The organism is Nonomuraea diastatica (assembly GCF_004349015.1).
GTDB lineage: Bacteria > Actinomycetota > Actinomycetes > Streptosporangiales > Streptosporangiaceae > Nonomuraea > Nonomuraea diastatica.
Genome location: NZ_SMKP01000099.1, coordinates 1 through 26,429, shown reverse-complemented (window position 1 = coordinate 26,429; position 26,429 = coordinate 1). Strand labels below are relative to the sequence as shown.

30 protein-coding genes are annotated in these 26,429 nt (G+C 72.1%); 17 read left to right on the top strand and 13 right to left on the bottom strand.

Going from position 1 to position 26,429, the window contains the following annotated elements; genetic code table 11:
* The first annotated feature begins 68 nt into the window (after positions 1-68).
* Complete coding sequence (locus E1294_RS30265) at positions 69-830, top strand: sulfite exporter TauE/SafE family protein (RefSeq protein WP_132514022.1); 762 nt, start codon at positions 69-71, stop codon at positions 828-830.
* Between the two features lie 28 nt (positions 831-858).
* On the opposite strand, the gene E1294_RS30260 is transcribed toward E1294_RS30265, so the two are convergent.
* The gene (locus E1294_RS30260) at positions 859-2,001 is read right to left on the bottom strand and encodes an MFS transporter (protein WP_132514020.1); all 1,143 of its coding nucleotides are present in this window, start codon (positions 1,999-2,001) and stop codon (positions 859-861) included.
* The gene (locus tag E1294_RS30255; protein ID WP_132514018.1) at positions 1,998-2,750 is read right to left on the bottom strand and encodes a DeoR/GlpR family DNA-binding transcription regulator; all 753 of its coding nucleotides are present in this window, start codon (positions 2,748-2,750) and stop codon (positions 1,998-2,000) included. Before E1294_RS30255 ends, E1294_RS30260 begins: the two co-directional genes overlap by 4 nt.
* 44 nt (positions 2,751-2,794) lie before the next feature.
* On the opposite strand from E1294_RS30255, the gene E1294_RS30250 reads away from it, so the two are divergent.
* The 3 genes from E1294_RS30250 (at position 2,795) to E1294_RS30240 (ending at position 4,884) form a co-directional block, all read left to right on the top strand.
* Complete coding sequence (locus E1294_RS30250) at positions 2,795-3,778, top strand: helix-turn-helix transcriptional regulator (RefSeq protein ID WP_132514016.1); 984 nt, start codon at positions 2,795-2,797, stop codon at positions 3,776-3,778.
* A 194-nt stretch (positions 3,779-3,972) separates the two neighbouring features.
* Positions 3,973-4,668: an alpha/beta fold hydrolase gene (locus tag E1294_RS30245; RefSeq protein ID WP_220448017.1), complete on the top strand. Its 696-nt coding sequence runs from the start codon at positions 3,973-3,975 to the stop codon at positions 4,666-4,668.
* 3 nt (positions 4,669-4,671) lie between these two features.
* The gene (locus E1294_RS30240) at positions 4,672-4,884 is read left to right on the top strand and encodes a hypothetical protein (RefSeq protein WP_132514012.1); all 213 of its coding nucleotides are present in this window, start codon (positions 4,672-4,674) and stop codon (positions 4,882-4,884) included.
* On the opposite strand, the gene E1294_RS30235 is transcribed toward E1294_RS30240, so the two are convergent.
* Complete coding sequence (locus tag E1294_RS30235; RefSeq protein ID WP_132514010.1) at positions 4,881-5,306, bottom strand: SRPBCC domain-containing protein; 426 nt, start codon at positions 5,304-5,306, stop codon at positions 4,881-4,883. The genes E1294_RS30240 and E1294_RS30235 overlap by 4 nt on opposite strands.
* Complete coding sequence (locus tag E1294_RS30230) at positions 5,303-5,638, bottom strand: ArsR/SmtB family transcription factor (RefSeq protein WP_132514008.1); 336 nt, start codon at positions 5,636-5,638, stop codon at positions 5,303-5,305. The genes E1294_RS30235 and E1294_RS30230 overlap by 4 nt, the downstream gene beginning before the upstream one ends.
* A 62-nt stretch (positions 5,639-5,700) precedes the next feature.
* Here E1294_RS30230 and E1294_RS30225 point away from each other — a divergent pair, with 62 nt between their 5' ends.
* Entirely contained in the window at positions 5,701-6,054 is a 354-nt protein-coding gene (locus tag E1294_RS30225) for a VOC family protein (protein ID WP_132514006.1), read from the top strand.
* Between the two features lie 30 nt (positions 6,055-6,084).
* On the opposite strand, the gene E1294_RS30220 is transcribed toward E1294_RS30225, so the two are convergent.
* Positions 6,085-6,963: an SCO6745 family protein gene (locus tag E1294_RS30220; protein ID WP_132514004.1), complete on the bottom strand. Its 879-nt coding sequence runs from the start codon at positions 6,961-6,963 to the stop codon at positions 6,085-6,087.
* A 480-nt stretch (positions 6,964-7,443) separates the two neighbouring features.
* Between E1294_RS30220 and E1294_RS56185 the strand changes: the two genes are divergently transcribed.
* The gene (locus tag E1294_RS56185) at positions 7,444-7,989 is read left to right on the top strand and encodes a CGNR zinc finger domain-containing protein (RefSeq protein ID WP_246083376.1); all 546 of its coding nucleotides are present in this window, start codon (positions 7,444-7,446) and stop codon (positions 7,987-7,989) included.
* 179 nt (positions 7,990-8,168) lie between these two features.
* On the opposite strand, the gene E1294_RS30205 is transcribed toward E1294_RS56185, so the two are convergent.
* A complete protein-coding gene (locus E1294_RS30205; RefSeq protein ID WP_132514000.1) occupies positions 8,169-8,531 on the bottom strand; it encodes a cupin domain-containing protein in 363 nt (120 codons plus the stop codon).
* Between the two features lie 89 nt (positions 8,532-8,620).
* Positions 8,621-9,169, bottom strand: coding sequence for a dihydrofolate reductase family protein (locus E1294_RS30200; RefSeq protein ID WP_132513998.1), 549 nt, complete (start codon positions 9,167-9,169; stop codon positions 8,621-8,623).
* 296 nt (positions 9,170-9,465) lie between these two features.
* On the opposite strand from E1294_RS30200, the gene E1294_RS30195 reads away from it, so the two are divergent.
* On the top strand, positions 9,466-9,903 hold the full coding sequence (locus E1294_RS30195; RefSeq protein ID WP_132513996.1) for a pyridoxamine 5'-phosphate oxidase family protein: 438 nt from the start codon (positions 9,466-9,468) through the stop codon (positions 9,901-9,903).
* Between the two features lie 74 nt (positions 9,904-9,977).
* On the opposite strand, the gene E1294_RS30190 is transcribed toward E1294_RS30195, so the two are convergent.
* Both E1294_RS30190 and E1294_RS30185 read right to left on the bottom strand, forming a co-directional pair.
* Complete coding sequence (locus E1294_RS30190) at positions 9,978-10,739, bottom strand: SDR family NAD(P)-dependent oxidoreductase (protein WP_132513994.1); 762 nt, start codon at positions 10,737-10,739, stop codon at positions 9,978-9,980.
* 323 nt (positions 10,740-11,062) lie between these two features.
* On the bottom strand, positions 11,063-11,542 hold the full coding sequence (locus E1294_RS30185) for a MerR family transcriptional regulator (RefSeq protein ID WP_165977549.1): 480 nt from the start codon (positions 11,540-11,542) through the stop codon (positions 11,063-11,065).
* Between the two features lie 53 nt (positions 11,543-11,595).
* On the opposite strand from E1294_RS30185, the gene E1294_RS30180 reads away from it, so the two are divergent.
* Complete coding sequence (locus E1294_RS30180) at positions 11,596-12,249, top strand: class I SAM-dependent methyltransferase (RefSeq protein ID WP_132513990.1); 654 nt, start codon at positions 11,596-11,598, stop codon at positions 12,247-12,249.
* Between the two features lie 98 nt (positions 12,250-12,347).
* Here the strand turns inward: E1294_RS30180 and E1294_RS30175 are convergent, their stop codons facing one another.
* Positions 12,348-12,710, bottom strand: coding sequence for a DUF488 domain-containing protein (locus tag E1294_RS30175; protein ID WP_132513988.1), 363 nt, complete (start codon positions 12,708-12,710; stop codon positions 12,348-12,350).
* 455 nt (positions 12,711-13,165) lie between these two features.
* On the opposite strand from E1294_RS30175, the gene E1294_RS30170 reads away from it, so the two are divergent.
* A complete protein-coding gene (locus tag E1294_RS30170; RefSeq protein ID WP_132513986.1) occupies positions 13,166-15,481 on the top strand; it encodes a HelD family protein in 2,316 nt (771 codons plus the stop codon).
* A gap of 67 nt (positions 15,482-15,548) precedes the next feature.
* Here E1294_RS30170 and E1294_RS30165 read toward each other — a convergent pair whose 3' ends face one another.
* Entirely contained in the window at positions 15,549-16,013 is a 465-nt protein-coding gene (locus tag E1294_RS30165) for a MarR family winged helix-turn-helix transcriptional regulator (RefSeq protein ID WP_132513984.1), read from the bottom strand.
* 105 nt (positions 16,014-16,118) lie between these two features.
* Between E1294_RS30165 and E1294_RS30160 the strand changes: the two genes are divergently transcribed.
* The 6 genes from E1294_RS30160 to E1294_RS54830 all read left to right on the top strand — a co-directional run bounded on the left by E1294_RS30160 (position 16,119) and on the right by E1294_RS54830 (position 24,179).
* On the top strand, positions 16,119-19,433 hold the full coding sequence (locus E1294_RS30160) for an efflux RND transporter permease subunit (RefSeq protein ID WP_132513982.1): 3,315 nt from the start codon (positions 16,119-16,121) through the stop codon (positions 19,431-19,433).
* Positions 19,434-19,545: 112 nt separating this feature from the next.
* Positions 19,546-19,947, top strand: coding sequence for a hypothetical protein (locus E1294_RS30155; protein ID WP_132513980.1), 402 nt, complete (start codon positions 19,546-19,548; stop codon positions 19,945-19,947).
* 33 nt (positions 19,948-19,980) lie between these two features.
* Positions 19,981-21,633 (top strand): potassium/proton antiporter, encoded by a 1,653-nt coding sequence (locus E1294_RS30150; RefSeq protein WP_132513978.1) that lies wholly within the window; start codon positions 19,981-19,983, stop codon positions 21,631-21,633.
* A complete protein-coding gene (locus E1294_RS30145) occupies positions 21,522-21,794 on the top strand; it encodes a cation:proton antiporter regulatory subunit (RefSeq protein WP_132513976.1) in 273 nt (90 codons plus the stop codon). The genes E1294_RS30150 and E1294_RS30145 overlap by 112 nt, the downstream gene beginning before the upstream one ends.
* 91 nt (positions 21,795-21,885) lie before the next feature.
* Positions 21,886-23,316, top strand: coding sequence for an adenylosuccinate lyase (gene purB, locus E1294_RS30140; RefSeq protein WP_132513974.1), 1,431 nt, complete (start codon positions 21,886-21,888; stop codon positions 23,314-23,316).
* On the top strand, positions 23,313-24,179 hold the full coding sequence (locus E1294_RS54830) for a GNAT family N-acetyltransferase (RefSeq protein ID WP_220448016.1): 867 nt from the start codon (positions 23,313-23,315) through the stop codon (positions 24,177-24,179). The genes purB and E1294_RS54830 overlap by 4 nt, the downstream gene beginning before the upstream one ends.
* A gap of 61 nt (positions 24,180-24,240) precedes the next feature.
* Here the strand turns inward: E1294_RS54830 and E1294_RS56180 are convergent, their stop codons facing one another.
* Complete coding sequence (locus tag E1294_RS56180; protein ID WP_246083373.1) at positions 24,241-24,684, bottom strand: hypothetical protein; 444 nt, start codon at positions 24,682-24,684, stop codon at positions 24,241-24,243.
* Here E1294_RS56180 and E1294_RS30125 point away from each other — a divergent pair.
* Positions 24,683-24,856 carry a hypothetical protein gene (locus tag E1294_RS30125; RefSeq protein ID WP_246083372.1) on the top strand — a complete coding sequence of 58 codons (174 nt, stop codon included), beginning with the start codon at positions 24,683-24,685 and terminating at the stop codon, positions 24,854-24,856. The genes E1294_RS56180 and E1294_RS30125 overlap by 2 nt on opposite strands.
* A 319-nt stretch (positions 24,857-25,175) precedes the next feature.
* A complete protein-coding gene (locus E1294_RS30120) occupies positions 25,176-26,156 on the top strand; it encodes a DUF4037 domain-containing protein (protein WP_342775099.1) in 981 nt (326 codons plus the stop codon).
* 58 nt (positions 26,157-26,214) lie between these two features.
* On the opposite strand, the gene E1294_RS53080 is transcribed toward E1294_RS30120, so the two are convergent.
* A partial coding sequence (locus tag E1294_RS53080; protein WP_484213986.1) for an SRPBCC family protein occupies positions 26,215-26,429 on the bottom strand: 215 nt, incomplete at its 5' end.

Sequence of the window (26,429 nt, the reverse complement as noted above, 5' to 3'; positions counted from 1 at the left end):
CCCTCACCAGCGGCTGACGCGCGACTTGTACACTCTTGAGGTTTCTTGGGGGAAATCGGGGGAGTGGCGTGCCGCTGGAGCAGGTCCTGGTGTTGCTGTGCGCGGCGGCAGGAGCGGGGTGGGTCGACGCCGTCGTGGGCGGCGGCGGGCTGCTGCAGCTGCCCGCGATCATGGTGACCGGCATGCCGACGGTCGAGGCGATGGCCACCAACAAGTTCTCCTCCGTCTTCGGCACCGCGTCGGCGGCCGTGGCCTACGCGCGATCCACCAAGGTCGACCGGCAGGTGGCGCTGCCGGGCGCCGCGCTGGCGGTGCTCAGCGCCGGGCTCGGGGCGTGGGCGGCGGCGTCGATCTCCGCCGAGGTGCTGCGGCCGGCCGTCATGGTGGTGCTGCTGGCGGTGGCGGCGTTCGTGACACTGCGACCGGCCATGGGCGCCGTGCCGGAGCCGCACCTGCGCACCCAGGGCCGGGTGGCCGCGGCCGTGGCGACGGCCGGGGTGGGCATCGCCTTCTACGACGGCATCCTGGGCCCCGGCACGGGAACGTTCCTCATCATCGCCTTCACCGCCATCCTCGGCCTGGACTTCGTCTCGGCCTCCGCGTCCGCGAAGATCGTCAACATCGGGACGAACCTCGGGGCGCTGCTGGTGTTCGGGACGCAGGGGCACGTGCAGTGGGCTCTGGGGCTGGGCATGGCGGTGTGCAACGTGGCCGGGGCCCAGTTCGGCGCGCGCATGGCGCTCAGGCGGGGCGCCGGCTTCGTACGGGTCGTCCTGCTGTGCGTGGTGGCGGCCATGGTGGTCAGGCTGGGCTGGCAGCAGTTCGGCTGACCTGGGGAGGCGCCGGCGCGGCGGTCGGTCAGGCGGCGGGCTCCTCGGCGCGGGTGCGCAGCGCCGTGGCGGCCAGGGCCACGAACGCGGCCAGCAGCGCCGGGATGGCCAGCGCCCGCGGCAGGCCGCCCAGCTCGGCGACGGCCCCGATGAGCACCGGCCCCGACAGGAATCCCAGATAGCCGATGGCCGCCGTCCGGGCCAGCGCCCGCCCCGCGTACGCGGGGTCGCGGTGGCCGGCGGCCGAGAACACCTGCGGCACGATGCACGACAGCCCGGCCCCGAAGCAGGCGAACCCGATCACGCCCGTCACCGGATGCCCGCCGAGCAGCGCCAAGCCCAGCCCTGCGGCCGCCAGCAGCCCGCAGCCGCGCACCAGCGGCACCACCCCCAGCCTGGCGGCCAGCCGGTCCCCCGCCAGCCGTCCCGCGGTCATCGTGACGGAGAACGCGGCGTATCCCGCGGCGGCGAACCCGGCCGAGGCGCCCAGGTCCTCGTGCAGGTAGACCGAGCTCCAGTCGGCCGCGGCGCCCTCGCCCACCAGGCAGCAGAACGCCAGCACGCCCAGGAACACGATCCCCTTGGGCGGCGGGCCGCCGGCGCCGTCGCCGGCGCGGGCTGAAGGGGCCGGCCGCAGTGCCCAGCGCGCCGCCCACACCGCCAGCAGGACGATCACCGCGCCCACCGACACGAACGTGGTCGCGGGTGTCAGCGACAGGTGCGCGAACACGCCGCCCGCGGCCGCCCCCGCGAACCCGCCGATGCTGAAGACCGCGTGGAACGACGACATGACCGGCCGGCCGCAGGCCCGCTCGACCTGCACGGCGTTGGCGTTCATGGACACGTCGAGCACCCCGTGCACCAGCCCGAACGCCAGCAGCGTGCCGGCCAGCACGCCCAGGTTCTCCGCGTAGGCGGGCGGCACCAGCACCACGCCCTGCGCCAGCGCGGCCGGGATCATGACGCGGGCGCTGCCGTACCGGTCCACCAGGCGGCCCACCACCGTCATGCCGGCGACGGCGCCGGCCGCGATGGCCAGCAGGGCGAGGCTGAGCCGGCCGTCGCTGAGCCCGAGGTCGTCCTTGATGGCGGGGATGCGCGCCGTCCACGTGCCGATGGCCGCGCCGCACAGGAAGAACAGCAGGTGGACGGCCGTGCGTTCGCGTCTCACCCGGCCTGCCTGACTGTCACGCCGGCCGCCGAGAGTGCCTCGCGCTCCTCGGGCGGGATGCCGGGGTCGGTCACCACGACGTCGAGCCGGGAGATTGGGCAGACCGCGCCGAAGGCCGTACGGGCGAACTTGCCCGAGTCGCAGGCCACGATCACCCGCCGCGCCGAGGCGATGGCCGCCTGCTTGACGGCGACCTCGGGAAGGTCGTGCGCGGTCAGCCCGTGCTCGGCCGACAGGCCGCAGCAGCCGATCACGGCCGTGTCGAAGCGCAGCGCCTTGATGGAGCTCTCGGTGAGGGGGCCCATGAAGTTCAGCTCGCCCTGGCGTACCTCGCCGCCGGGCAACACCAGGCGCACGCGCGGCGCGGTGGCCAGCAGCGACACCGCCTGCAGCGCCAGCGGCAGCACGGTCAGGCGGCGGCCGCCGAGGGCGCGGGCCACCTCCAGCACGGTCGTGCCGCCGTCGAGCACGATCGCCTCGCCGTCGGCGATCAAGGAGGCCACCTCCGCGCCGATGTGTTCCTTGGCCTCCACCGCCTCCCGCTCGCGCACACCGAACGGTGGCTCCTCGCCGCGCAGCAGCAGCGACAGCGCCCCGCCCCTGACCCGGCGCACCACCCCCTGCTGGGCCAGCTCGTCCAGGTCACGCCTGATCGTCATCTCCGACACGCCGTGCTCGGCGGCCAGCTCGGCGACGGAGACGCTGTCGTTGGCGCGCAGGGCGTTCATGATGGCCCGCAAACGATCCATGTGTTCATACAAACATGACTTATGTGCGCAATACAATGTCGGGCATGCGTGCCAGCCGTCTGCTCTCGCTGCTCCTGCTCCTGCAGTCGCGCGGCCGCATGACCGCGCCCGAGCTGGCGGCCGAGCTGGAGGTGTCGGTACGCACGGTCTACCGCGACGTCGAGGCACTGTCGGCGGCCGGCGTGCCGGTCTACGCCGACCGCGGCCCCGCGGGCGGCTACCAGCTGCTCGACGGATACCGCACCCGGCTCAACGGACTGACCTCCGAGGAGGCCTCCTCGCTGTTCCTGGCGGGGCTGCCCGGCCCGGCCGCCGAGCTGGGGCTGGCGGAGGTGGCCGCCAACGCCGAGTTGAAACTGCTGGCCGCGCTGCCGCCCGAGCCGCGCTCGCACGCCTCCCGGATGCGCGAGCGTTTCCTGCTGGACGTGCCCGGCTGGTACCGCACGAGCGACGACGTGCCGCATCTGAGCGAGGTGGCCGAGGCGGTGTGGGAGCAGCGGCCGCTGCGCATGACCTACCGCCGCTGGGGGCCCCGCGAGGTCGAGCGGGTGATCCATCCGTACGGGCTGGTGCTCAAGGGCGGTTCCTGGTACATGGTCGCCGCGCTGTCGGACGGCCCGCCCGGTGGCGATCCCCGTACGTACCGGGTGGCGCGCATCCTGACGGTGGAGACGCTGCCGGGGCGGTTCAGCCGCCCGGAGGGGTTCGAGCTGGGCGGGTTCTGGCGTGCGTACGCCAAGGAGTTCCGCGAGCGCATGTACACCGCCGAGGCCGTCATCAGGCTCGCTCCCGGCAGAGGCGAGCTGCTGGCGTACACGATGGGCGGCGACGTCGTCGGCGCGGCGCTGGCCGCGGCGGGGGAGCCCGACCCTGAGGGGTGGCTCACGCTCACCGTGCCGGTCGAGTCGATCACGCACGCCCGCTGGCTGCTGCTGCGCATGGGCGCCGACGTCGAGGTGCTGGAGCCGCCGGAGCTGCGGGCCCTCATGCGTGAGGCGGTCGCCGAGCTCGGCAAGCTGTACGAATAATGAGGCGATATCCGGGGCCGGTTCTGCCAGCATTCCGGCATGGATCTTCCCGCATTCACGGGCGCGTGCGTCCTGGAGGCCATGGCGCCCAGGGCGAGCACGGCCGTCATCGTGCGCCGGACGCTGCGCGCGGGCCGCGGCTCGGGCCTGGCCGCCTGACGATCTGGCACGCCGAGCAGGGGACGGGCGAGCCCGTGGTGCTGCTGCACTCGACAGCGGCCGATTCCGGCATGTGGGACGCGCAGTGGGAGGCGCTGTCCGAGCGGTTCCGGGTGATCAAGGTGGACTTCCGCGGGTACGGGCGCAGCCCCTACCGTGCCGACGGGCCGTACAGCGACAGCGGTGACGTGGCCCGCCTGCTGGCCGCGCTGGAGATCAGCCGTGCGGCGCTGGTCTCCTCGTCGGGCGCGGGCAAGGTGGCGCTGGAGCTGGCGGCGGCCGGGCTGGCTGACCGGCTCGTCCTGCTGAACCCGATCTCGGCCCTGCCGCCCACGCCGGACCTGCGGGCGTACTGGGACGAGGAGGAGCGCCTGCTGGAGCAGGGCGACACGCAGGGGGCGGCCGAGCTGAACGCGCGCACCCTGCTCGGTCCCGAGGCCTCCGCGGAGGCGTGGGAGCGGCTGGTGGCGATGCAGCGGCACGCCTTCGAGGCGCAGCTGGCCGCCGACCCCGAGCCCGAGCAGGTCGAGAAGGAGCTGTCGCCGCCGGCGATCGACGTGCCGGCGCTGGTGGTGGCCGGCGGGCACGACCTGCCGTACTTCGCGGACTCCGCCCGCCACCTGGCCGCCGAGCTGCCCCGGGCGCGGCTGGTGGAGCTGGAGTGGGCCGGGCACCTGCCAGCCCTCGAACGTCCTGAGGAGATCAGCGCGCTGCTGCTGGATTACCTTTAGTGCATGACGAACGACCTGGCGACCCTCATCAGGCAGGCGCAGGACGACGATCCGCTGCGGGCCCTGCACGCCACGACCGCGCTGCGCCGGGAGATCGAACGTCTGGAGGCGGTCCAGGTGCGGCGGGCCAGGGTGGCGGGGCTGGCCTGGGCGCAGATCGCCGAGGTGATCGGCGTCAGCAAGCAGGCCGTGCACAAGAAGTACGGCCGCCGCTAGGTTTGTTCCCAACGGCCGGCGAACCAGCGCAGCGCGATCTGCCAGGAGTAGCCGCGCCGGATGCGCCCGGCCACGTCGGGCGGCAGCGTGTCCAGGCCGCGGTGTTCCAGCAGGACCTCGGTGCCGCCCGTGACGGGGGTGAAGGAGACCTCGATCTCCATCCGCCCGGTCTTGTTGATCAGGTCGGCCCACACCAGGCGGTGCGGCGGATCCCAGGTGAGGACCCTTCCGGTGTCGACGTGGCCGCCGTCGGACCACAGCTCGCGCAGACAGCCGTCCTCGAAACGGATGCCGACCGCGCGGGCGGGATCGACCCAGCTGTGGCGGCCGCGCACCCACCAGCTGTCGATCTCGTCGGTGAAGGCGCGGAACGCGTCGGCGGGCTCGACGGGGACGGTGACGCTGGCCTGCACAGAGCTCATCCGCCGCGCTCCACGTGGTCCTTGAACGAGCCGAGCTGTTCGGCCCAGAACGCCTGCACCTGGTCGAGCCAGGCCTGCAACGCCGTGAACGGCTCCTGGCGCAGGGTGTAGAGGCGAAGCCGGGCGTCGTCACCGCCGGCCTCGGCCTGCACGAGACCGCCCGCCCGCAGCACCCGCAGGTGCCTGCTGAGGGCGGGCGCGCTCATCTGCACGGCCTGCGCGAGCTCTCCTGCCGGGCGTGGCCCGTCGCGGAGCAGGTCGATGACCTTGCGCCGGGTGGGATCGGCGAGCGCCGCGAGCGTGCCGTCAAGGTCGTTAACGTAGTTGTTAATGTTTGCCGCCTTCGTTATGTTATCTCCTTAACGATAGCGGCAATTATTGCGGAGGTATGCCCATGGCCGCCGATCTCGGTTACTACACCCTGTCCGTCCGGGACATCGACAGGGCAGCCGCCTTCTACGGGCCGCTGCTGGGCTGGGAGTTCAGGCGCGAGCGCGACACCTACCTGCATGTCACGAACACCGCCGTGCCGATGGGGTTCGTCGCCGGCGAGCCCAGCGCGCAGCCGAACCTCTACTACCACGTGGCCGATATCGGCGCGGCGGTCGAGCAGGTGCGCAAGCTGGGCGGCAGCACCGGGGAGGTGTTCGCCGGCCGGTCGGGGCGCGGCTGTTCCTGCACCGACGACCAGGGCACCCAGATCAGCCTGTGGCAGCCCGCCCCCGGATTCGGCGGTACGGCCGGCTGATCGTCTGGACGGCCGGGCTCGTCCCGGCCGTCAGCCGGGGGTCGCGACGGTGGTGATGCCCAGCGTGCTCGTCATGGGCAGCAGCCCCGCCTCGAACACCGCGCCCAGGAACGGCGAGACGAGCTGGGCCAGCCGCTCGGCGCGCTCCTCGCCGAGCAACCGCCACGGCTGCGCCGCCAGCTCGTCCGTCATCAGCTCGACCCGCTCACGCAGCGCCCTGCCCTGCTCGGTTGCCCCGCCGTCGGGGCCGACCAGCCCGCGCCAGGCCAGCCGTTCCCGCGCGGCGGCCCACTCCTGCTCACTCCATCCGCGCCCGGCGAAGTTCGCCACGGGGGCGGCTTCGATCGCCGCGAACGACACCAGCGACTCGCACGGGTCCAGCTCCGCGGCCTGCAGCGCTGCCAGATGCCCGTCACCCCGGTGTTCGCGCAGTACGGTGGCGGCCTGCCACAACACCAGATGCGGCTCCTCGGGCCAGGGCAGATCGAGGTTGGCCGCGGCGAGCGGGCGCCCCGCCACCGTCACGCTCTCGGCCGCCCGCCTGGCCAGCTCCGCCGCCTCGGCTGCGTCCGCACCGGCCACCTTGCCGCCCATCAGGTCGCGGTACGTCCTGTCGACCGCCGTCAGCCGGGCCGCCAGTACCTGCCCGGGCGTGGCCACCTCCCACACGGCCGGCACGTGCTCGGCCACCGTCCGCGGGCTGAAGCTGTAGCACGCCGCCGTGGCCAGCCGCGCGCCGGCCCGCCCGAGCGGGGCCGAGCGGTAGGCGAAGTAACTCGGCCAGCGCGATTCCACGTCGTATCCGAGGGCCGCGGCCGCCTCGAACGCTTGGGGGGAGAAGTACACGGAGGCGTGGACCGGTTCGAGCTGGTGCCACATGCGGCGGGCAAGCCTGGACAAGGCGCTCATGGTGAATCCTCACTGTCTAGATAAGGTATGACGGTGACGATAGAGGCCTGGCGCATCACTGGTCAACCGCAAATAGACAGTTATGTCGGACGGTGGGTGGAGCTGGCTGTCCTGCTGGTGAACGAACTGGTCGTCACCCAGGCTCACGGCCGCCCAGTCGAACTGCCCGCCGGCCGGTCCACGGTCCCGCCTTCCGGACCTCCTTCCCGGCCGCCTTCCGGGCCGCCTTCCGGGCCGCCTTCCGGGCCGCCTTCCGGGCCGCCTTCCGGGCCGCCTTCCGGGCCGCCTTCCGGGCCGCCTTCCGGGCCGCCTTCCGGGCCGCCTTCCGGGCCGCCTTCCGGGCGGCGCGTCGCCCTCGAAGCCGCCTTCGCCCGGAGTGCCTGGACCGCCTCCCCACCGCCCCGCCCCGGCCCGCACGCCACCGGCTCGACCTCTCGGCCGCGCATCCCCTCTGGGCACTCTGCGCCGGACCCTGCCGCTGTGGCGGACACCGCCGCTGGGCCGGACATCACATCGAGGCCGGACAGCACCCCGCGGTCGGGCGGCGCCGGCGGGGGTGGGCTCAGCGCCGGTGAGGGCGACGACGACCAGGCGCGTGCCGACGCGGCCGCGTCCTACCACGGTTCGGTGGGCATCGGCGGGGCGTTGACGGACGAGGAGGCCGACCGGCTCGCGATCGTGGCCGCCGAACTGCACCCCTCTTTCACCGGCGACTCCAGCGCGGTCGCCATGCTCAACCACTGCCTGGTACGTCACGCCGCCGTGCCCAACCTGCGCGGTGACCCGCCGGTTCTGGCCTTCCACCGGCCGGAGGCGGACCGGGTGGACGCCTGGGCCGCCGACGCCGCGACGGCGCTGGCCATGGTGATCGGCGTCGGACAGGGTGTACGGCTGCGCTCCTGCGACGCGAGCGGTTGCGACCTGGTGTTCTTCGACGTCACCAGGAACGCCTCACGCCGGTTCTGCGGCGTGTCCTGCCAGAATCGCGCCAAGGCCAGCGCCTACCGCGCCCGCCGCCGCGCGTAGCTCGCGTCCGCCCGCCGAAGGCAGTTCGCCGAATGACGTCTCCGCGCGGACCCAATCGCGCGGAACGGCCGCGGGAACTGGCTGTGCGGAAGCCGGCCCGTCCTTCGCGAGATGTGAGGCGGATGCCCCGAGCGGGCGCGGGCGGAGGGCGGGCCGGCAGGTGGCGGTGACCGGTGCGATCAGCCGCTCTTGACCTTGGCGTAGTCGGCGGCGCCGCCCGCGAAGTCGTAGACGATGGCCGGCTGGTCGCCGACGACCCAGGCGTCGTGTCCCGGCGGGCAGACGAAGACCTCGCCCGGGCCCACCTCGGCCTCGGTGCCGTCGTTCATGCGGATGCGCAGGCGTCCCTCGGCGACGAACCCGTTGTGGTGGACCTCGCACAGATCCGTCCCCGCGATCGGCTTGACGGAGGCCGACCAGCGCCAGCCCGGCTCGAACGTGGCGACGCCGAAGGTGAGCCCGCTGAGGTTGCACACCTCCAGGTGGCCCATCGGGAAGTCGCGGCGTTCGTCGGGCTTGTCGATGCTCTTGACTTCGATCATGATGTTCCCCCTTCCGTCAGGTCCAGTCTTGCACCGCTGATATGCCGTCACAAGCCATGTGAGCTGGGCAAACGCTATAATTCGCGCCTTCAGTCGGAGGGGCGGTGGATCCGGTAGGTGGACTGGACGACACTCGCGCCGAACACCTGCGTCGACACGTGGACGAGCGGGATGTCACCGCCGACCGGGCCGAACAGGGGCAGCCCGGTGCCCAGCAGCACCGGGACCGTCGTGAGGGTCATCTCGTCGATCAGTCCGGCGCGCAGGAAGGCGCGGATGACCTGGCCGCCGTCGACGTACACACCCTTGGAGCCGCGCTCGGTGAGGTGCCACAGGAGCGCGTCGAGGTCGCGGCGGACGGTGACGCGGGGGTCGGCGTCCTCGGGCAGCGTGCTGCTGAGCACGACGACGTGCTTGTCCGCGTGCGGCCACGGATCGTAGGTCAGGCCGGGCTCGTAGGTGCCCCGGCCCATGACGACGGTGTCGATGTTCTCGATGAACGCGTCGTAGCCGAGGTCGTCGCCGGCGGCCTCGCCCCGGCTGGTGAGCCAGTGGAGGTCGCCGTCCTCGCGGGCGATGAACCCGTCGAGGCTGATGCCGATGAAGACCGAGCAGGTGAACGGGCGGCGGGTGGTCATGGAGGTCTCCCATTAGTAAATGCATATTCGTTTACTAACGTACTGAGAGTCGCCCGGTTTTGCCAACATGCGTCGTCAACGCCTGGCCAGGCCCCTTCCCACCGGGTGACGACCTGGTGACCCGCCCGCGTCCCCGGCCGCACGAATCCTCGGTGAGTGCGGCGGGCTGCTCTTGAAACGGTTGGACTGAAGTTGACGGGACACTTGACTGATCAGCCGGGTGCCGGCTTGGCCGTCGCCGTACAGGCCATGATCGCCGGCCGATTCTGTCGGTGCCGTCGTCCATGATGGCGTCCATGGCTTCATGGCAGGAGTTCGAGCGGCAGGCACCCGCGTTGGCGGAGGTGGCGCGGCGGCTGATGGAGGGGTGCCGGGGACGGGTCCTGGCGACGCTGCGCAAAGACGGCTCGCCGCGGGTCAGCGGCATCGAGACGATCTGGCGGGACGGCGAGTTGTGGACGGGTTCGATGCCGCGCGCCGTCAAGGCTTTCGACCTGCGGCGCGATCCGCGCATGGCGATCCACGTCGCCTCTGCGGAGCCCGACGTGGAGGAGCCTTCGGCGTGGGAGGGCGACGTGAAGCTCGCCGGGCGCGCGGTGGAGGTCACCGACCCGGAGGTGCTGGAGCCGTTCCAGCTGCCGGGCTCCGACTCCCACCTGTTCCGGATCGAGCTGGCGAAAGTGGTGTGGACGAGGATCGAGGGCGACGAGATGGGTCATGGACGCCTGGCATGACGGGGCGGGGGTGCGTCAGATCCGTCGTAAGTAATCTACAAAGTAAAGGTGCCGGGCTTGGGCATCGCCCTGTCTCAGTGCACCGAGAAACCCCCGTCGACGAAGAGCATCTGGCCGGTGACAAATGCGGAGGCGTCACCGGCCAGAAACACCGCGGCTCCGGCGAAGTCCTCGGGCACGCCGTTGCGGCCCGTCATGTGGCGGGCGGCAAGCGCCTCGACGCGGCCCGGCACGGCCTGGGCGGGTTCGGTCAGCGGCGTCAGCACGAATCCGGGGATGATGGTGTTGACGCACACCCCGCGGGCCGACCACGCCTCGGCCTGGGAGCGGGTCAGCCCAGCGAGGGCGGCCTTGGCCGCGCCGTAAACCCCGCTGTCGCCGAAGGCGCTGATCGACTGCTGGGAGCCGACGTTGATGATGCGTCCCCGGCCGCGGCCCGCCATCTGAGGGCCGAAGTGCTGGCCGAGCAGGTACGGCGCGGTGAGGTTCACGGCCAGGGTGCGCTCGTAGTCGTCGACGGTGAGGTCGGCCATGGGCTTGCGGATGTTGTTTCCGGCGTCGTTGACCAGGATGTCGATGGCGCCCGCGGCGGCGCATACCCGCTCGACGTCGCCGCGGTCGCCGAGATCGGCGCTGATCGAGGAGGCGGTGACGCCGTGCTCGCGCAGCCGGGTGACGGCCTCGTCCAATGCGCCCTGCCTGCGGGCGACCACCACGACTTCGGCTCCGGCACGGCCGATGGCCTCGGCGATGCCGTACCCGATCCCGGAGCTGCCACCGGTCACCAGGGCGCGCCGGCCGTGCAGGGAGAACAGCTCGCGCAGATAGTCCGACATGGAGCGTCAAACTAGCATCCCCTCAGAGGGCCTGAGGCCTGGGTAGACCATGATCGTAGGCCGCTCCGACGACGGAACCGCCTTGCCCGGGGTCGCGCATGCCCGGACGGCTCCACTCGCCAGGCCGGTGCTCACGGGAACGGCTGAGCGGGGCAAGGACCCGGCGGATGAGCGGCATGAATCCCGAACCGGAAGCCGTGATGCGTCAGGGGCGGCATCGGCGCTCGTGCCCGTCGAGCCGGGCAGTTCGCATTGGCGAGCCGGTCCCACTGCCTCGATGGTGTCGGTCAGAGGCTTCATGTTGGCGGGCGAGTCCCACGGCCTCATCCTTGGCGTTCTCGCACCCCGGTGGTGAGGCCGTCCGTCTCGCCGGCATGGTCAGGCGAGTGCGCCCTTTCGTGTGCCTCTTCGAGGGGAGATCTCGCCAGGAGCGCCGCGATCCCACGGGTGAAGTTCGGGCACTCGAAGATGTCCTCCTGCGGGCAGGCCAGGCCATGGACGATGGCAGTACGTGCCACCTGAGCCTGCGCGATCCGTTGATCCAGCTCGGTGAGCTTGCGCCGGGACAGCTCCCGCCAGCCGTCGCCGGCCGGCGAACGCGCCGCGATGAAGGCCTTGACCTCCCGCAGCGTGAAGCCGACATCTCGCAGCAACATCACCAGGCCGACCAGGCCGACCGCCGATGGCGGATAACGCCGTTGGCCTGAGATCCGGGGCGGTGCCGGCAGCAGGCCGAGTTCCTCCCAGTAGCGCAGCGCGGAGGTGGCGACGCCGGTGCGGCTCGCCAGCTCACCAATCGTCAACGACTGATCGCCCATTTGACTTCAAGCGTACTTGAAGCCGTTGACTGGCGATCATGCAGACAGCAGGTAAATCTCTCAAGCAACGCGCGATCAGGACCTTGGTGCGCCAGGCGCACCACCCCCGGGGGGTCGTCGGGCGGGCGGTCGGCTGGATGTTCGCGCATCGCCCCTCCAACCGGCAGCGCAACCTCTGGGTGGTGTCGTTGCTGGACGTGCAGCCCACCGACCGGGTGCTCGAGATCGGCTTCGGTCCCGGGGTCGCCATCGCCGAGCTCGCCGCGCGCGCCACCCGGGGCCACGTCTTCGGCATCGACCACTCACAGGTCATGGTGCGGCAGGCGGCCCGTCGCAACGCGGCCGCCGTCCGAGCCCGCCGTGTGCACCTCACGCACGCCTCCGTGGAGCGGTTGCCGGGCTTCGGTGATCCGCTCGATGCCATCCTCGCCGTCAACTCCGTGGGGTTCTGGCCCGACCCGGTGGAGCGGCTCCGCGAGCTGCGCCGTCTGCTCCGCCCCGCGGGACGCATTGCGCTCGTCAGCCAGCCTCGCTGCCCCGGTGCCGCCCGGGACACCACGGCCCGGGCCGCTCAAGAACTCCAGGACCTGCTCACCGAGGCCGGTTTCGCCCCTCTCCGGGTCGAGATCCTCGAGCTCGACCCGCCCGTCGCGTGTGTGCTCGCGAGAAATCCGAGTGGCACGCCATCATGACCGCCGCTCCTGGCGCATCGGCTGAGGCGAGCGCGAACCGGGTGGAGGGGCCCCGGCAAGGGTGGCGGGATCGCCTGCTGGGTGGCCTGCTGGGTGGCCTACGTGCCGAGCACGTCGGCGAGCACGGCCGCCTGGCTGATCTCGGGTCGCCTGGTGGAGGTGAGAAGGGTGAGCGGCCGGTTCGTGGCGAGCTCACGCAGGTGGGCGAGGGCCTGGGCGCGTTCGGGGTCTTTCAGCTCGCCGCGGTAGCGCCGGGCGAACTCCTCGAAGCGTTCGGGGTCGTGCGCGTACCAGGTGCGCAGTTCTGCCGACGGTGCGACCTGTTTGCACCATTCGTCGAGGTGGGCTCGGTCTTTGGCCATGCCGCGCGGCCAGACCCGGTCGACCAGCACCCGGGTGCCGTCATCGCCGGTCGGCTCGTCGTAGACGCGGCGCACGCGAATTGTGGTCGTCTCAGCCATCGTCGCCTCCTCCCTCACGACGATACGGGCTGCCGTCGACCAACGCGGCACCAACCGCCGCATAGGTCTGAGCTGCGGAAATGTCTGCACACACCGCAGGCCGGCCGTACCTCCGACAGGCCCCACAGGGCGACGGCACCCGCTCCACGCCGCTCACGGTGTCCGGGCCTGTCCCCAGCGCATGAGCCCGCCGGTGACCGGCCCGTTCCTTCTGGCGGCGGCCCGTTCGGTTGTGCGTTGACGCTCGGCCCCGGCGAGATGGGGGTGGCAGCCAGCATGCGGCGGTCGCCGGCGGTACGTCGGCCCGTGACACGCCGGTGGACGTCAGCCTGACACGCGCCGACGGAGAGGAGGGTGCGAAGGGGTTTGCGCGCGAGGGCACGGAGGGTTAAGCTCGAATGCTGCCTTACTGAGCATGAGCGTTTACAGCCCTCCCGTTAGGAGTATACCACCGAATGGCTAATCGTCAAGATGGTTTCGCGCAAGCCCTTGACAGCGAGCAGCGTGCCGTGTCGTGGCTGTACGGTCGGCTCGACGCGGCCCGGCAGCGGGCGGAGGAGGCGCTGCGCACGGCGTACGGCAGGGAGACGGGCACCCGCCAGGCGATGGTCGAGCGCGAGGCGATGGCCTCGGAGCAGGCGCGGCGGCTGGCCCAGCTGAACGCGGTCGAGCGGGGCCTGTGCTTCGGCCGCATCGACGACGGTTCCGGACAGAGCACGTACATCGGCAGGATCGGCCTGCGTGACGAGGAGCACGAGTCGGTGCTGATCGACTGGCGGGCGCCGGCGGCGCGGCCGTTCTACGTGGCCACGGCCACCGATCCCGGCGGGCTGGTGCGCCGCAGGCACCTGCACCTGAAGGACCGCACGGTGGTCGGCATCGACGACGAGGTGTTCGACCTGGACGGCATGAGCGACGGCGACCGGCGCACGCTGGTGGGCGAGGCGGCGCTGCTGGCGGCGTTGCGCCGGGGCAGGACGGGCCGGATGGGCGACGTGGTGGCCACCATCCAGACCGAGCAGGACCGGGTGATCCGCTCCTCGCTGCAGGGGGCGCTGGTGGTGCAGGGCGGTCCTGGCACCGGCAAGACGGTGGCGGCGCTGCACCGGGCGGCCTACCTGCTCTACACCCACCGCGACACGCTGGAGCGGCGCGGGGTGCTGGTGGTGGGTCCCAACCCGATGTTCCTGCGCTACATCAGCCAGGTGCTGCCGGCGCTGGGGGAGACGCAGGTGGTGATGGCCACGGTGGGGGAGATGTTCCCGGGGGTTCGGGCGCGCGCGGCCGACTCCCCGGCTGCGGCGGTGGCCAAGGGCGATCCGCGCATGGCCGAGGTGGTGGCCAGGGCGCTGGAGCTGCGCCAGGCGGTGCCGGGCGCCGATCTGGTCGTGGAGCTGGACGGGCTACGGCTGCGGGTGCCGTACGAGGTGTGCGCGCGGCTGCGCGAGCGGGCGCGGGCGGTGCGGCTGCCGCACAACATGGCGCGCAAGCTGTACGTGAGCGAGCTACTGAAGGAGCTGGCCAGGGCGGAGGCGCGGGCGCTGGAGGAGTCGCTGCACATCGAGGAGCTGGAGGTGGACGATCCGGAGCTGAGCGAGCCGCTCGATCTGGAGGCCGATCTGGACGAGATCGACCTGGAGCTGGCCTCGCGGCGGTTGTGGGGCGAACCGGAGATCCGGCGCGCGGTGGACGGGCTGTGGCCGGAGCTGACGCCGCAGCGGCTGATCGACGACCTGCTGGCGTCGGCGGAGACGTTGCGCTCGGTGGCTCCGCCGGGCCTGGCCTGGCAGGAGCTGGTACGCCCGCCCGGCTCCGCCTGGACGCCTGGCGACGTGCCGCTGCTGGACGAGGCGGCCGAGCTGCTGGGCGAGGAAGACTCGGCCCGGCGGTTGGCGGCCAGGGAGGCCGAGCAGGAGTGGGCCGAGCACGAGCGCTACGCCCGGGAGGTGCTGGAGTCGACGGGCGTGGCCGAGCAGGGCATCTTCGAGCGGGCCGACGTGCTGGCCGAGCGGCACGCCGACGACGGCTCGGGCCTGACCACGGCCGACCGGGCGGTGGCCGACCGTTCGTGGGCCTACGGGCACGTGATCGTGGACGAGGCGCAGGAGCTGTCGCCGATGGCCTGGCGGATGGTCATGCGGCGGGTGCCGGCGAAGTCGCTGACCGTGGTGGGTGACCTGGCGCAGACGGGATCGGCGGCGGGGGCGCGTTCGTGGGGCGAGGTGCTCGACCCCTATCTGGAGGGCCGCTGGCGGGTGGAGCGGCTGCTGGTGAACTACCGCACGCCGGTGGAGATCATGCGGGTGGCGGCGGACGTGCTGCGGGCGTTCGCGCCCGAGCAGGAGCCGCCCGAGTCGGTGCGGTCGGGCGGGGCGGAGCCGCGGGCGGTGCGCCACGCGGTGGCGGATCTGCCGGCGCTCGTGAAGGCGGAGCTGGCGGAGATCGGCCCAGAGGCCGGTGCCGAGGCCGGCGAGATCGGTGCGGGCCGGGTGGGCGTGGTGACGCCGGACGCGCGGCACGCCGAGGTGGCGCGGTTGTTCCCGGAGGGCGATCTGGAGGCGCCAGTGGTGGTGCTGACGGTGGGGCAGGCCAAGGGGCTGGAGTTCGACGCGGTCGTGGTGGTGGATGCGCAGGGCATCCTGGATCAGTCGCCGATGGGCGGGCAGGACCTGTACGTCGCGGTGACGCGGGCGACGCGGCGGCTGACGGTGGTGCACGAGGGTGGTCTGCCGGACGTCTTGTCCCGGCTGGCCGAGAAATCTACATGGTAAAGGCAGTCGCCCGGGACAACGACCTCCTCATTCCGACCCACCTTCCCGGCAACGAGGCCCCCGGCCGCTACTGCCGGCAGGTGTCGTCGCCGGGGGTGAGGTTGGCGGCGACGTCGCGGATGGTGCGGGTGACGTGGTCGAGGGCGCGCAGCGTTTCCAGGTCGAGGTGGTCCATGATGCGGCGGTAGTGTTCGTGGCCGGCGTTGTTGATCTCTTCGATGAGGGCGGCGCCCTCGGGGGTGAGCTCGACGCGGCGCACGCGCCGGTCGTGGGGGTCTTCGTGCCGGCTGGCCAGGCCCTGGGCGACGAGGCGGTCGACGATGCCGGTGACGGTGCCGAGGCCGACGCCGAGCGCGTGGGCGAGGTCCTGGCCGGAGGAGGAGCCGTTGATCGCCAGGAGCATGACGACTTTGAGCTGCCGCATGGTGAGGTTGGAGGTGAACAGGGGGGAGTGGTGCTGGGCGAACAGTCGCCCGAGGCCACGCTGGGTTTCGGAGATCCGGTGGATCAGGTCTTCGCGTTCGCTGCTCACACTCACCTCTCGCCTTCCTGAGAAGGTTATCAGGAAGTCTCGGACTGTCTAAATATTCGTATCAGGCGAAGTGTTAGTCTGTGGCGAACTCTTGGAGGGGAGCCCATGACCGCTTTCGCCCGGTTGAGCCTGGTCAACCGCAGCCTTGTGATCCTGATCGCGGTGGTGGTCAGCGCGTTCGGCGCGTTCGCCATCCCTCAGTTGAAACAGCAGTTGCTGCCGTCCTTGTCCTTCCCCGGCGCGTTCGTGGTGGCGCCGTTCGCCGGCGCCTCGCCCGAGATCGTCGAGGACCAGGTCACCAAGCCGATCGAGGACTCCTTCCAGGGGCTCGCCGGGATGGAGCAGATGACCTCGACCTCGAAGGAGGGCCTGGCGCAGATCCAGGTGGGCTTCGAGTACGGCACCGACGTCGAGTCGTCGGTGAACAAGATGCAGCAGGCCATCAACCGGGTGACGTTGCCGGAGGGCGTCGAGCCCCAGGTGGTGGCGGGCAACACCGATGACATCCCGGTGCTGGTGCTGGCGGTGGGCGACGGCGGTGACGAGCGGTCGATGGCCGACAAGCTGCGCCGGATCCTGGTGCCGGAGTTGCAGGGCGTTGAGGGCGTGCGCGAGGTGTCGGTCACGGGGACCCGCGAGGAGGTCGTGACGATCGAGCCTGATGCCAGGAAGATGGCGCTGGCGGGGGTGTCGGCGGCGCAGATCCCCGAGGTGCTGAAGGCGAACGGCACGCCGATCCCGGCAGGGACGCTGACCGAGGACGGCAAGGCGCTGACGGTCCAGGTGGGTTCGCGGGTCGACTCGGTGTCGGAGCTGGAGAGCCTGTACCTGACGCCCGCCCAGCCGGCGGCGACCCCTCAGCAGGCTCAGCGGCAGCCCGGCCGTCCCCAGTCTCAGCAGCAGGGCCCGCCCCAAAGCCAGCAGGGGCAGCAGCGGAGCCAGCAGCAGGCGCAGGGTCAGCAGCAGGCGCAGGGTCAGCCGGATCAGGGGCCGGTCGCGCAGCAGCCGGTCAGGCCGAAGCCGCTCAAGCCGGTGAAGCTGGGTGACGTCGCCGAGATCAAGCGCGGGCTGGCGGAGGCGACGACGCTCACCCGTACGGACGGCAAGACGAGCCTGGGCGTGGCGGTGACGATGACGCCCGACGGCAACGCGGTGGCGATCTCGCATGATGTCCGGGAGAAGCTGCCCGAGCTGACCAGGGCGCTGGGCGACTCGTCGGACACGGCGGTGTCGGTCGTGTTCGACCAGGCGCCGTACGTGGAGGAGTCGATCGAGAGCCTGACCACCGAGGGGCTGCTGGGTCTGGTGTTCGCGGTCCTGGTGATCCTGGTGTTCCTGTTGTCGGTGCGGTCGACGCTGGTGACGGCGGTGTCGATCCCGCTGTCGGTGGTGATCGCGCTGCTCGTGTTGTGGGCGGGCGACTATTCGCTGAACATGCTGACGCTGGGCGCGCTGACGATCGCGGTGGGCCGCGTGGTCGACGACTCGATCGTGGTGCTGGAGAACATCAAGCGGCATCTCGGTTACGGCGAGGCGAAGCTTCAGGCGATCTTGACGGCGGTGCGCGAGGTGTCGGGGGCGGTGACGGCCTCGACGTTGACCACGGTGGCGGTGTTCGCGCCGATCGCGATCGTGGGCGGCATGGTGGGCGAGTTGTTCAGCCCGTTCGCGATCACGGTGGCGGTGGCGTTGCTGGCCTCGCTGGTGGTGTCGCTGACGGTGGTGCCGGTGCTGGCGTACTGGTTCCTGAAGGCGCCCGTGCTGACGCCGGAGCAGGCGCGCAAGCAGCGTGAGGAGGCCGAGGCGAAGGAGCTGCGCTCGCCGCTGCAGCGGTCCTACCTTCCCGTGCTGCGGTTCGCGACCCGTTTCAAGCTGGTGACGGTGCTGATCGGGGTGGCGGTGTTCGTCGGCACGATGGGGCTGGCCGGCGGGCTGCAGACGAACTTCCTGGACGCGTCGGGCCAGGACACGGTCTCCGTGTCGCAGCGGATGCCGGTGGGCACCGATCTGAAGACCACCGACAAGGCCGCGCAGAAGGTCGAGGAGGTGCTGGCCGGCCTGGACGGCGTGGAGACGTACCAGGTGAACGTGGGCGGCGGAAACGCGATGTCGGGCGGGGCGGTCGGCGGCGGCGCGGACCGGGCCTCGTACTCGGTGACCCTTGAGGAGGGCGCCGACACCGCGAAGGTCGAGCAGGCGGTGCGCGACGGGGTCGAGGGTCTGTCGGGGGTCGGCGAGGTCACGGTGGGCGCGCAGGCGGCCGGGTTCTCTTCCGACACGATCGACGTGATCGTGCAGGCTTCCGACGCGGAGACGCTGCGGGCGGCGAACGCCATGGTCGCGGCGGCGATGGGCGAGGTTTCCGGGCTGAAGGACGTGTCGTCCGACCTGGAGTCGAGCGCGCCGCGGGTCGAGGTCGTGGTCGACCGCGAGGAGGCCGCCGAGCGGGGCCTGTCGGAGGCGCAGGTGGGGCAGGCAGTGGCGCAGGCCTTCCGCGGCGCGCCGCTGGGCCAGATCACGCTGGACGGGCGGGCGAGCGACCTGGTGCTGCGCGGGGCCGACGCGCCGGACGACGTCGAGGCGATCGAGAATCTGAAGCTGCCGACGGCCGCCGGGATGGTGACGTTGTCGTCGGTGGCCGACGTACGGCAGGTGGCCGGGCCGACGCAGGTGACCAGGATCGACGGTGAGCGGTCCGCGACGGTGTCGGCCAAGGCGGACGCGGCCGACCTGGGCAGCGTGACGACGGCGCTGACGACGAAGCTGGACGGGCTGACGCTGGCCGCGGGGGCGTCGTACGAGATCGGCGGGGTGTCCGCCGACCAGGCCGACGCGTTCGCCGACCTCGGCATGGCGATGCTGGCGGCGATCGCGATCGTCTTCCTGATCATGGTGGCGACGTTCCGCAGCTTCATCCAGCCGGTGATCCTGCTGGTGTCGATCCCGTTCGCGGCGACGGGCGCGATCGGGCTGCTGGTGGCGACGGGCACGGCGCTGGGCGTGCCGGCGCTGATCGGCATGCTGATGCTGATCGGCATCGTGGTGACGAACGCGATCGTGCTGATCGACCTGATCAACCAGTACCGGGATCAGGGCATGGGCGTGGTGGAGGCGGTGATCGAGGGTGGCCGGCGCAGGTTGCGGCCCATCCTGATGACGGCGGTGGCCACGATCTGTGCGCTGACGCCGATGGCGCTGGGGGTGACGGGTTCGGGCGGGTTCATCTCGCAGCCGCTGGCGATCGTGGTGATCGGTGGTCTGATCTCCTCGACGCTGCTGACGCTGGTCCTGGTGCCGACGTTGTACGTCGTGGTGACGCGCGGGCGTGACCGAGGGGCGGGGCCGGGGCCGGCGAGCCATCGGGTGCGTGCGGACGCCGACGGCGCGGGGACGCAGGATCTGGCCGGTCATCCGGCGTGAGGGCGTCCCGGCGCCGGAAGGTCGCCGGGGTTGACGTGCCCGGCGGGGGTTCCCTCCCGCCGGGCACGCCGTCGTCTGAGGGGAGGCGTCTACAGGGTGGCTCCCCTCGGGAATGGGTGCTGCGCCCGATGGCGCCGCCCTGGCCGTCGGGCGAGACTGGGCGGACGGGAGCCCGGTCCCGGGCCTGGTCGTACGGGATGACCTGCGTGCCGGCCGGGCGGACGACGACCGGGAGACAGGCATGCTCGCAGGTCACACGCTCCCCATCGTCGGGGAGTCCGCCGCGGTGGAGCCGGTGGGGTGCCTGGACCTGTTCTGCGCTGAGGCCGATCTGGCGGACCTGCCGGCGATGATCAGCCGGAGCGGCGCGGAGATGGCGGCGCGGATCAGCGAGGCGACCGGCCGGTGGGGTGTGCGCGTCACCCTTTTGGACGTCGACGATGTCCAGGCACCGGTGCGGGGCGAGCTCATCGCGTGGGCGAACCGGGCGCGGGAGACGCGTCCGGGTGGGTAGGGGATGGGCTGACCGAGCCTTCGAGGTGCCGCGATGAGCCTGCAGCAGCTGTACGCGGTGCTGCTCGCCGGCGGGGTCGTCCTGCTGGCCGGCATCGCCGCGGCGCGTACGGCGAGCAGGCTGGGACTGCCTGGCCTGCTGCTGTTCCTCGCGCTCGGGGTGCTGCTCGGCGAGGACGTCCTCGGGATCGAGTTCGACGACGCCGGGCTGGCGCAGACGCTCGGCACCTCGGCCCTGGCGATCATCCTCATCGAGGGTGGCCTGAGCACCAGGTGGACCGACCTGCGCCGGCTGGTGGTGCCGTCGGCGCTGCTGGCCACGGCGGGCGTCGCGGTCAGCGTCCTGGTCACCGCCGCGGGCGCCCACTTCCTGCTGGGCATGGACTGGCGGCTGGCGCTGCTGCTGGGTGCGATCGTGTCCTCGACGGACGCGGCCGCGGTGTTCTCGGTCCTGCGGGCGCTGCCGCTGCCGCGCCGGGCGGCGGGCCTGGTGGAGGCCGAGTCCGGGTTCAACGACGCTCCCACCGTCATCCTGGTGCTGGTGTTCAGCACCGCCGCCGCCGGCCTGCCCGGCCCGGCGGCCGTGGCGGGGCAGATCGCCTACCAGCTGGTGGCGGGGGCGCTGATCGGGCTGCTGATCGGCTGGGCGGGGACGGCGGCGTTGCGCTACGTGGCGTTGCCCGCCACGGGCCTGTACCCGCTGGCCACTCTGGGGCTCGGCGTGATCGCGTTCGCCGCTGCCGGGGGGGCGGGCGCGTCCGGTTTCATGGCCGCCTACCTGGCCGGCATCGTGCTCGGCAACGCGGTCCTGCCGCATCGCGCCGCCACGCGCTCCTTCGCCGAGGGCGTCGGGTGGCTGGCCCAGATCGGCCTGTTCGTCATGCTCGGCCTGCTGGTCGACCCGAGCGAGCTGGGCGCCGCGCTGCTGCCGGCCATCGTGGTCGGCCTGGTGCTGCTGCTGGTGGCCAGGCCCTTGTCGGTGGTCGCCTGCCTGCTTCCCTTCCGCTGGGGCTGGCGGGAGCAGGCGTTCATCTCCTGGGCGGGCCTGCGGGGTGCGGTGCCGATCGTGCTGGCCACCTTCCCCATCGTCGCGGCGGTGCCCGGCAGCCAGCAGCTGCTGAACATCGTGTTCGTGGTGGTGGCGCTGTTCGTCCTCGTCCAGGGGCCCGTACTGCCGGTGATGGCCCGGCTGCTGGGCATCACCCAGCCCGGCCAGACCAGGGAGGTGACCATCGAGGCCGCCCCGCTGGACGTGCTGGGCGCCGACCTGCTCACGCTCACCATCCCGCCCGGCTCCCGTCTGCACGGAGTGGAGATCTTCGAACTGCGCCTGGCGGCGCCCTCGAATGTCGTACTGATCATCCGCGACGGCGACACCATCGTCCCCGAGCCCGCAACGTCGCTGCGGGAGGGCGACGACGTGCTCATCGTCACCACCAGCGCCGCCCGTGCGCAGGTCGAGCGCCGCCTGCGCGCGGTCGCGCGGCGCGGCCGGCTGGCCCACTGGTACGGCGAGCGCGGCGACACCGACACCGACCCCGGCCGAGCGGCCGTCACGAAAGGAGAATCGGCGCAGTGGACATCACTCACGCCACCGTCCCCGGCAGCGGCACCGTCCACCACTACGACACGAGGCGAGGAGATCACATCGGCGTCGTGGTCTTCGACGACGGGCGGCGCGCCTTGATGTTCTACGACCGGGCCGATGCCGACACGGCGTCGCAGGTGGTGGAGCTGGACGATGATGAGGGCGACTGGGTCGCCGAGCTGCTGCACAGCCGTTCGCTGGCCGATCGGCTGGCGGTCGTGGAGCGGCGCCTGGCCGAGCTGACCGGCAAGTGTTCCTGATGCCGGGCGCCCGGCCGCCGCTTGGGTGTTCGTGCCGGGCGCGCGGTGCCCCTGCGCGCCCGGCGGGGGCGTGTGAATACACTTGTCGAACGTGACTGCCAAGCCGCGTATCCCCGATGTCCTGGCCGCTCGTTATGCCTCGCCCGAGCTGGCCCGCCTGTGGTCCGCCGAATACAAGATCGTCGCCGAGCGGCGGTTGTGGCTGGCGGTGCTGCGCGCCCAGGCCGAGCTGGGCGTGGCGGTGCCCGAGGAGGCCATCGCCGATTATGACAAGGTGGTCGAGCAGGTCGATCTGGCCTCGATCGCGGCGCGCGAGCGGGTGACCCGGCACGACGTCAAGGCGCGCATCGAGGAGTTCAACGCGCTGGCCGGGCACGAGCAGGTGCACAAGGGCATGACCTCGCGCGACCTGACGGAGAACGTCGAGCAGCTGCAGGTGCGCGACAGCCTCGTGCTGGTGCGCGACAGGACGGTGGCGCTGCTGGCCCGCCTGGCTCGCCTGGCCGCGGAGCACCAGGCCACGGTGGTCGCAGGCCGCTCGCACAACGTGGCCGCGCAGGCCACCACCCTGGGCAAGCGCTTCGCGACGGCGGCCGATGAGCTGCTGGTGGCCTACAGGCGGCTGGAGGAGCTGATCGGCCGCTACCCGCTGCGCGGGATCAAGGGCCCGGTGGGCACCGCCCAGGACATGCTCGACCTGCTGGGCGGCGACCGCGGCAAGCTCGCCGGGCTGGAGGAGCGGGTGGCCGCCCACCTGGGGTTCGCGCACCGGTTCACCAGTGTGGGCCAGGTTTATCCGCGCTCGCTCGACTACGAGGTGATCACCGCGCTGGTGCAGCTGGCGGCGTCGCCGTCCTCGCTGGCCAGGACGATCCGGCTGATGGCCGGGCACGAGCTGGTCACCGAGGGGTTCAAGAAGGGCCAGGTCGGCTCGTCGGCGATGCCGCACAAGATGAACACCCGCTCCTGCGAGCGCGTCAACGGCCTGACGGTCGTGTTGCGCGGCTACGCCTCCATGGTGGGGGAGCTGGCGGGCGACCAGTGGAACGAGGGCGACGTGTCCTGCTCGGTGGTGCGCCGCGTGGCGCTGCCGGACGCGTTCTTCGCCTTCGACGGGCTGGTGGAGACGATGCTGACGGTGCTGGACGAGTTCGGCGCGTTCCCCGCGGTGATCTCGGCCGAGCTGGACCGCTACCTGCCGTTCCTGGCGACGACGAAGATGCTGATGGCGGCGGTGCGCGCCGGGGTGGGGCGCGAGCAGGCGCACGAGCTGATCAAGGAGCACGCCGTGGCGGCGGCGCTGGCGATGCGCTCGCACGGAGCCGCCAACGACCTGCTCGACCGGCTGGCCGCCGACGTGCGTTTCCCGCTCGGCCGTCCGGCGCTGGAGGAGTTGCTGGCCGACCGGGTGTCGTTCACGGGCGCGGCCGGCGACCAGGTGACGGCGGTCGTGCGGCAGGTGGACGAGGTCGTGGCGGAGCATCCGGAGGCGGCCGCGTACCGCCCCGGCGCCATCCTGTGATCCGCGAGCTCTGCTCCGCGGCCGAGGTGCGGGCGGCCTGCGGGGACGACGACCTGGTGATGTGGGCGGCGCAGGGGCTCCGCAAGGGTGCCCGGGCGTGGGCGCTGGGCGAGGCGGTGGCGGCGGCCTGCCCGCAGGTGTCGCGGCGGGACCGGCTCGCGGTGCGGGGTGATGCGGCGCACGCCGCCGAGCTGGTACGCCATGCGCTGGCGGAGCTGGGCCCGTCGTACCGGCCGCTGGGTGAGGCGGCGCTGATGCGGGAGGTGACGGTCAGGCTGGAAGGGCTGGAGGTGGCCGGGCGGTTCTCGTGGATGAGCCTGGACACCGGGGCCTTCGACCCGGCAGCTCCCGGCAGCACGACCGGCGATCCGGCGGACGCCACCGTCGTTCGCGGCACGCCGGTCCTTCCGGGCACGTCCGCGACGCTCGGCATGGCCGGCAGGGCCGAGGTGGGCTGTTCGGACGAGGGCGAGGGCGAGGGCGAGGTCGGGTGGCTGGATGACAGCGAGAACGCGCAGGTCGCGGCGCTGCTGGCGGCCGAGGCGCCCTCCTCGTACGCGGTGCCCGGTCTGGCGGGGGTGCGGCGCTGGGCGGGCGTACGGGCCGGCGGGGAGCTGGCGGCTGTGGCGGCCGACGCCTGGTCGGCGCCCACGGTGGGATTGCTGGCCGGGGTGGCGACGCGGGCCCGTCATCGTGGCAGAGGACTGGCCGGCCGGGTGTGCCGGTGGGTGTCGCGGGAGTTGGTGGCGGCCTACGGGCGGGCGGCGCTCATGGTGGACGACACCAATCCTGCGGCCATCCGGGTGTACGAGCGGCTCGGTTACCGCAGGCGGCGGGTGGCGGCGTCCCGGGCGGTGGGCTGACCGCCGTGGCCGCCTGCCCGAGCCACGCACGATCTGTGACCGGTGCCGGTGAACGGGATGGTCAGCCGTTGTCGTGCCGACGGTCGAGCAGCAGGTCGGCGGCGCGGGCCAGGACCTCGCCCCGGGTGCGCCCGCCGTGGTCGGCGGCCAGGAAGTGCTCGCCGATCGCCACGCAGAAGGCGAGCATGCTGCGGGCCTCGACCTCGTCAGCGTCGGAGCAGAAGGTGCCGATCATCTCGCGCAGCGCCCCGGCGTGACCGGCCCTCTGGGAGCGGCCCGCCGCTCCCGGCCGGTGAGTCCGCATCTTCGCCTCGGCGTCGCGGAGCAGCCCGGGAGCCAGGCGGCGGTGGACGGCGGACAGCGCAGGCCACAGGACGTGGCCCGGGATCCGGTCATAGCGCAGAAAGGTGCCCAGGGCCAGCCGCCCGCCGGTCACCCGTACGAGGAGGTTGCCGGTCAGGAACCAGGAAGGCGACCCGAAGGCCAAGATCCAGCGCGCGGGCATGCTCACCTTCTCCGAAGACCGCCTGCTGCCCATCGACCTCGCCGTCCGCGACTGGGCCCGGCGCGACGAGGCCGTCGCCGAGCGCCTGCGGCGGGTGGACAACCGGCGCATGGCGCTGCGTCGCCGGCTGATCATCAGGCAGGCGCTGGCATCCGCCTGCTGCGATGCGTGAGCACGCTGGATGCGATGGGCGCGATTCGACGCGATCGGGCCCACTGAGGTGCGGAGCCAGAGGCAGCGTCGCTTCGGCCCAAGGACGTGGTGCACGTCGCTCGCGGCTGCGTGGGCCACTCGACGGCGGATCAGGTCGCCAGGCATCCCGGCCCGGCGGAGGTCAGCCGGCGCCACCGCCGATGTTCGTCGGCCGCTGACCGGTGCTGATGGCGGCGGAAATTGGGGTGAGGTTCCGGCGGCGCTGGTGCACAGTGGACGGCGTGATGTGCGATTTCGTACCTGGTATTGATTTGTCGCGGGCTTTTTATCACGAGGTGGTGGCGCCGCTGATCCCCGGGGTCACGCACAGCGCCGCGTTGATCGGGCCGGGCTCGGAGGTGCTGGCGTTCGACACCGCCCGCTCCACCGACCATGACTGGGGGCCGCGGGTGTTGCTGTTCGTGCGCGGCGAGGAGGCGGCCGAGGTGCGGGCGGCGGTGGAGGCGGGCCTGCCGGACCGGTTCGGCGGGTTCCCGACGGTGTTCGCCTATCACGGGCAGGTGCGCTCCGGGGTGACGGTGACGGAGCCGGGGGAGTGGCTGGCCGGGCGGCTGGGGTTCGACCCGAGGCGGGGAGTGTCGCTGCTGGACTGGTTGTCGGCGCCGTGGCAGAGCCTGGCGGAGGTGACGTGCGGTGAGGTCTTCCACGACGGGCTGGGCGGGCTGGAGGCGGCCAGGGCGGCGCTGAGCTGGTATCCCGATGACGTGTGGCGCTACGTCCTGGCGTGTCAGTGGCGGCGGATCGCGCAGGAGGAGCCGTTCCCCGGCCGGTGCGGCGAGGTGGGCGACGAACTGGGCTCGGCCGTGGTGGGAGCGCGGCTGGCGCGGGAGGTGATGCGGCTGGCGCTGCTGCTGCGGCGGCGCTATCCGCCGTACGCCAAGTGGCTCGGCAGCGCGCTGGCGCGCATGCCGGGCTCGACCGAGCTGGGGGAGTCGCTGGGGACGGCGATGGCGGCCCGGTCATGGCGTGAGCGCGAGGCGGCGCTGGCGGCGGCGTACGCGCGGGTGGCGGCGCTGCAGAACCGCACGCGGCTGGCCGGATGGCTGGATGAGGGGGTGCGCGGGTTCTACGACCGGCCGTTCCAGGTGATCGACGGGGACCGGTTCGCCGATGCGCTGATGGCGTCGGTGACGGACCCGGTGATCAAGGGGTTGCCGGTGGTCGGGTGTGTGGATCAGCTATCGGATGCGACGGATCTGCTGGTGGCACCGGGCCGGGCGCGGGCGGTGACGGCTGCGGCCCTCAATGTCGGCGCCTGATGATCTACTTTGTAAAGGGCCTGGGTTGACAGACAATCCTCCCGAATCCAAGAACCTCTTAGTCGACAAGGGCGGAGGCGAGCTTTTCGACGTGGACGCGCCAGGCGTCGCGCGCGGAAGGGTCGCCGGTGTGGGTGATGATGAGGCGGGCGCCGTGGCCGGTGCCCGCGGCCAGTTCCCATCGCACGTGGCCGCCGGGGGTGTCGTATTCGAGGAGTTTGCCGGTCTCGACGCGCGTGACGGCGCCGAAGGTGAGGGCGGGCGGGGTGAACG

Coding starts and splice junctions, on each gene's coding strand:
- E1294_RS30175 (WP_132513988.1), bottom strand. CDS start 12,710: ATGGCTGAGACGACCACAATTCGCGTGCGCCGCGTCTACGACGAGCCG.
- E1294_RS30150 (WP_132513978.1), top strand. CDS start 19,981: ATGAGCCTGCAGCAGCTGTACGCGGTGCTGCTCGCCGGCGGGGTCGTC.
- E1294_RS56180 (WP_246083373.1), bottom strand. CDS start 24,684: ATGCCCGCGCGCTGGATCTTGGCCTTCGGGTCGCCTTCCTGGTTCCTG.
- E1294_RS30170 (WP_132513986.1), top strand. CDS start 13,166: ATGGCTAATCGTCAAGATGGTTTCGCGCAAGCCCTTGACAGCGAGCAG.
- E1294_RS30125 (WP_246083372.1), top strand. CDS start 24,683: ATGCTCACCTTCTCCGAAGACCGCCTGCTGCCCATCGACCTCGCCGTC.
- E1294_RS30250 (WP_132514016.1), top strand. CDS start 2,795: ATGCGTGCCAGCCGTCTGCTCTCGCTGCTCCTGCTCCTGCAGTCGCGC.
- E1294_RS30240 (WP_132514012.1), top strand. CDS start 4,672: ATGACGAACGACCTGGCGACCCTCATCAGGCAGGCGCAGGACGACGAT.
- E1294_RS30225 (WP_132514006.1), top strand. CDS start 5,701: ATGGCCGCCGATCTCGGTTACTACACCCTGTCCGTCCGGGACATCGAC.
- E1294_RS30190 (WP_132513994.1), bottom strand. CDS start 10,739: ATGTCGGACTATCTGCGCGAGCTGTTCTCCCTGCACGGCCGGCGCGCC.
- E1294_RS30255 (WP_132514018.1), bottom strand. CDS start 2,750: ATGGATCGTTTGCGGGCCATCATGAACGCCCTGCGCGCCAACGACAGC.
- E1294_RS30205 (WP_132514000.1), bottom strand. CDS start 8,531: ATGATCGAAGTCAAGAGCATCGACAAGCCCGACGAACGCCGCGACTTC.
- E1294_RS30195 (WP_132513996.1), top strand. CDS start 9,466: ATGGCTTCATGGCAGGAGTTCGAGCGGCAGGCACCCGCGTTGGCGGAG.
- E1294_RS30235 (WP_132514010.1), bottom strand. CDS start 5,306: ATGAGCTCTGTGCAGGCCAGCGTCACCGTCCCCGTCGAGCCCGCCGAC.
- E1294_RS30160 (WP_132513982.1), top strand. CDS start 16,119: ATGACCGCTTTCGCCCGGTTGAGCCTGGTCAACCGCAGCCTTGTGATC.
- E1294_RS30180 (WP_132513990.1), top strand. CDS start 11,596: ATGCAGACAGCAGGTAAATCTCTCAAGCAACGCGCGATCAGGACCTTG.
- E1294_RS30220 (WP_132514004.1), bottom strand. CDS start 6,963: ATGAGCGCCTTGTCCAGGCTTGCCCGCCGCATGTGGCACCAGCTCGAA.
- E1294_RS30155 (WP_132513980.1), top strand. CDS start 19,546: ATGGGTGCTGCGCCCGATGGCGCCGCCCTGGCCGTCGGGCGAGACTGG.
- E1294_RS30200 (WP_132513998.1), bottom strand. CDS start 9,169: ATGACCACCCGCCGCCCGTTCACCTGCTCGGTCTTCATCGGCATCAGC.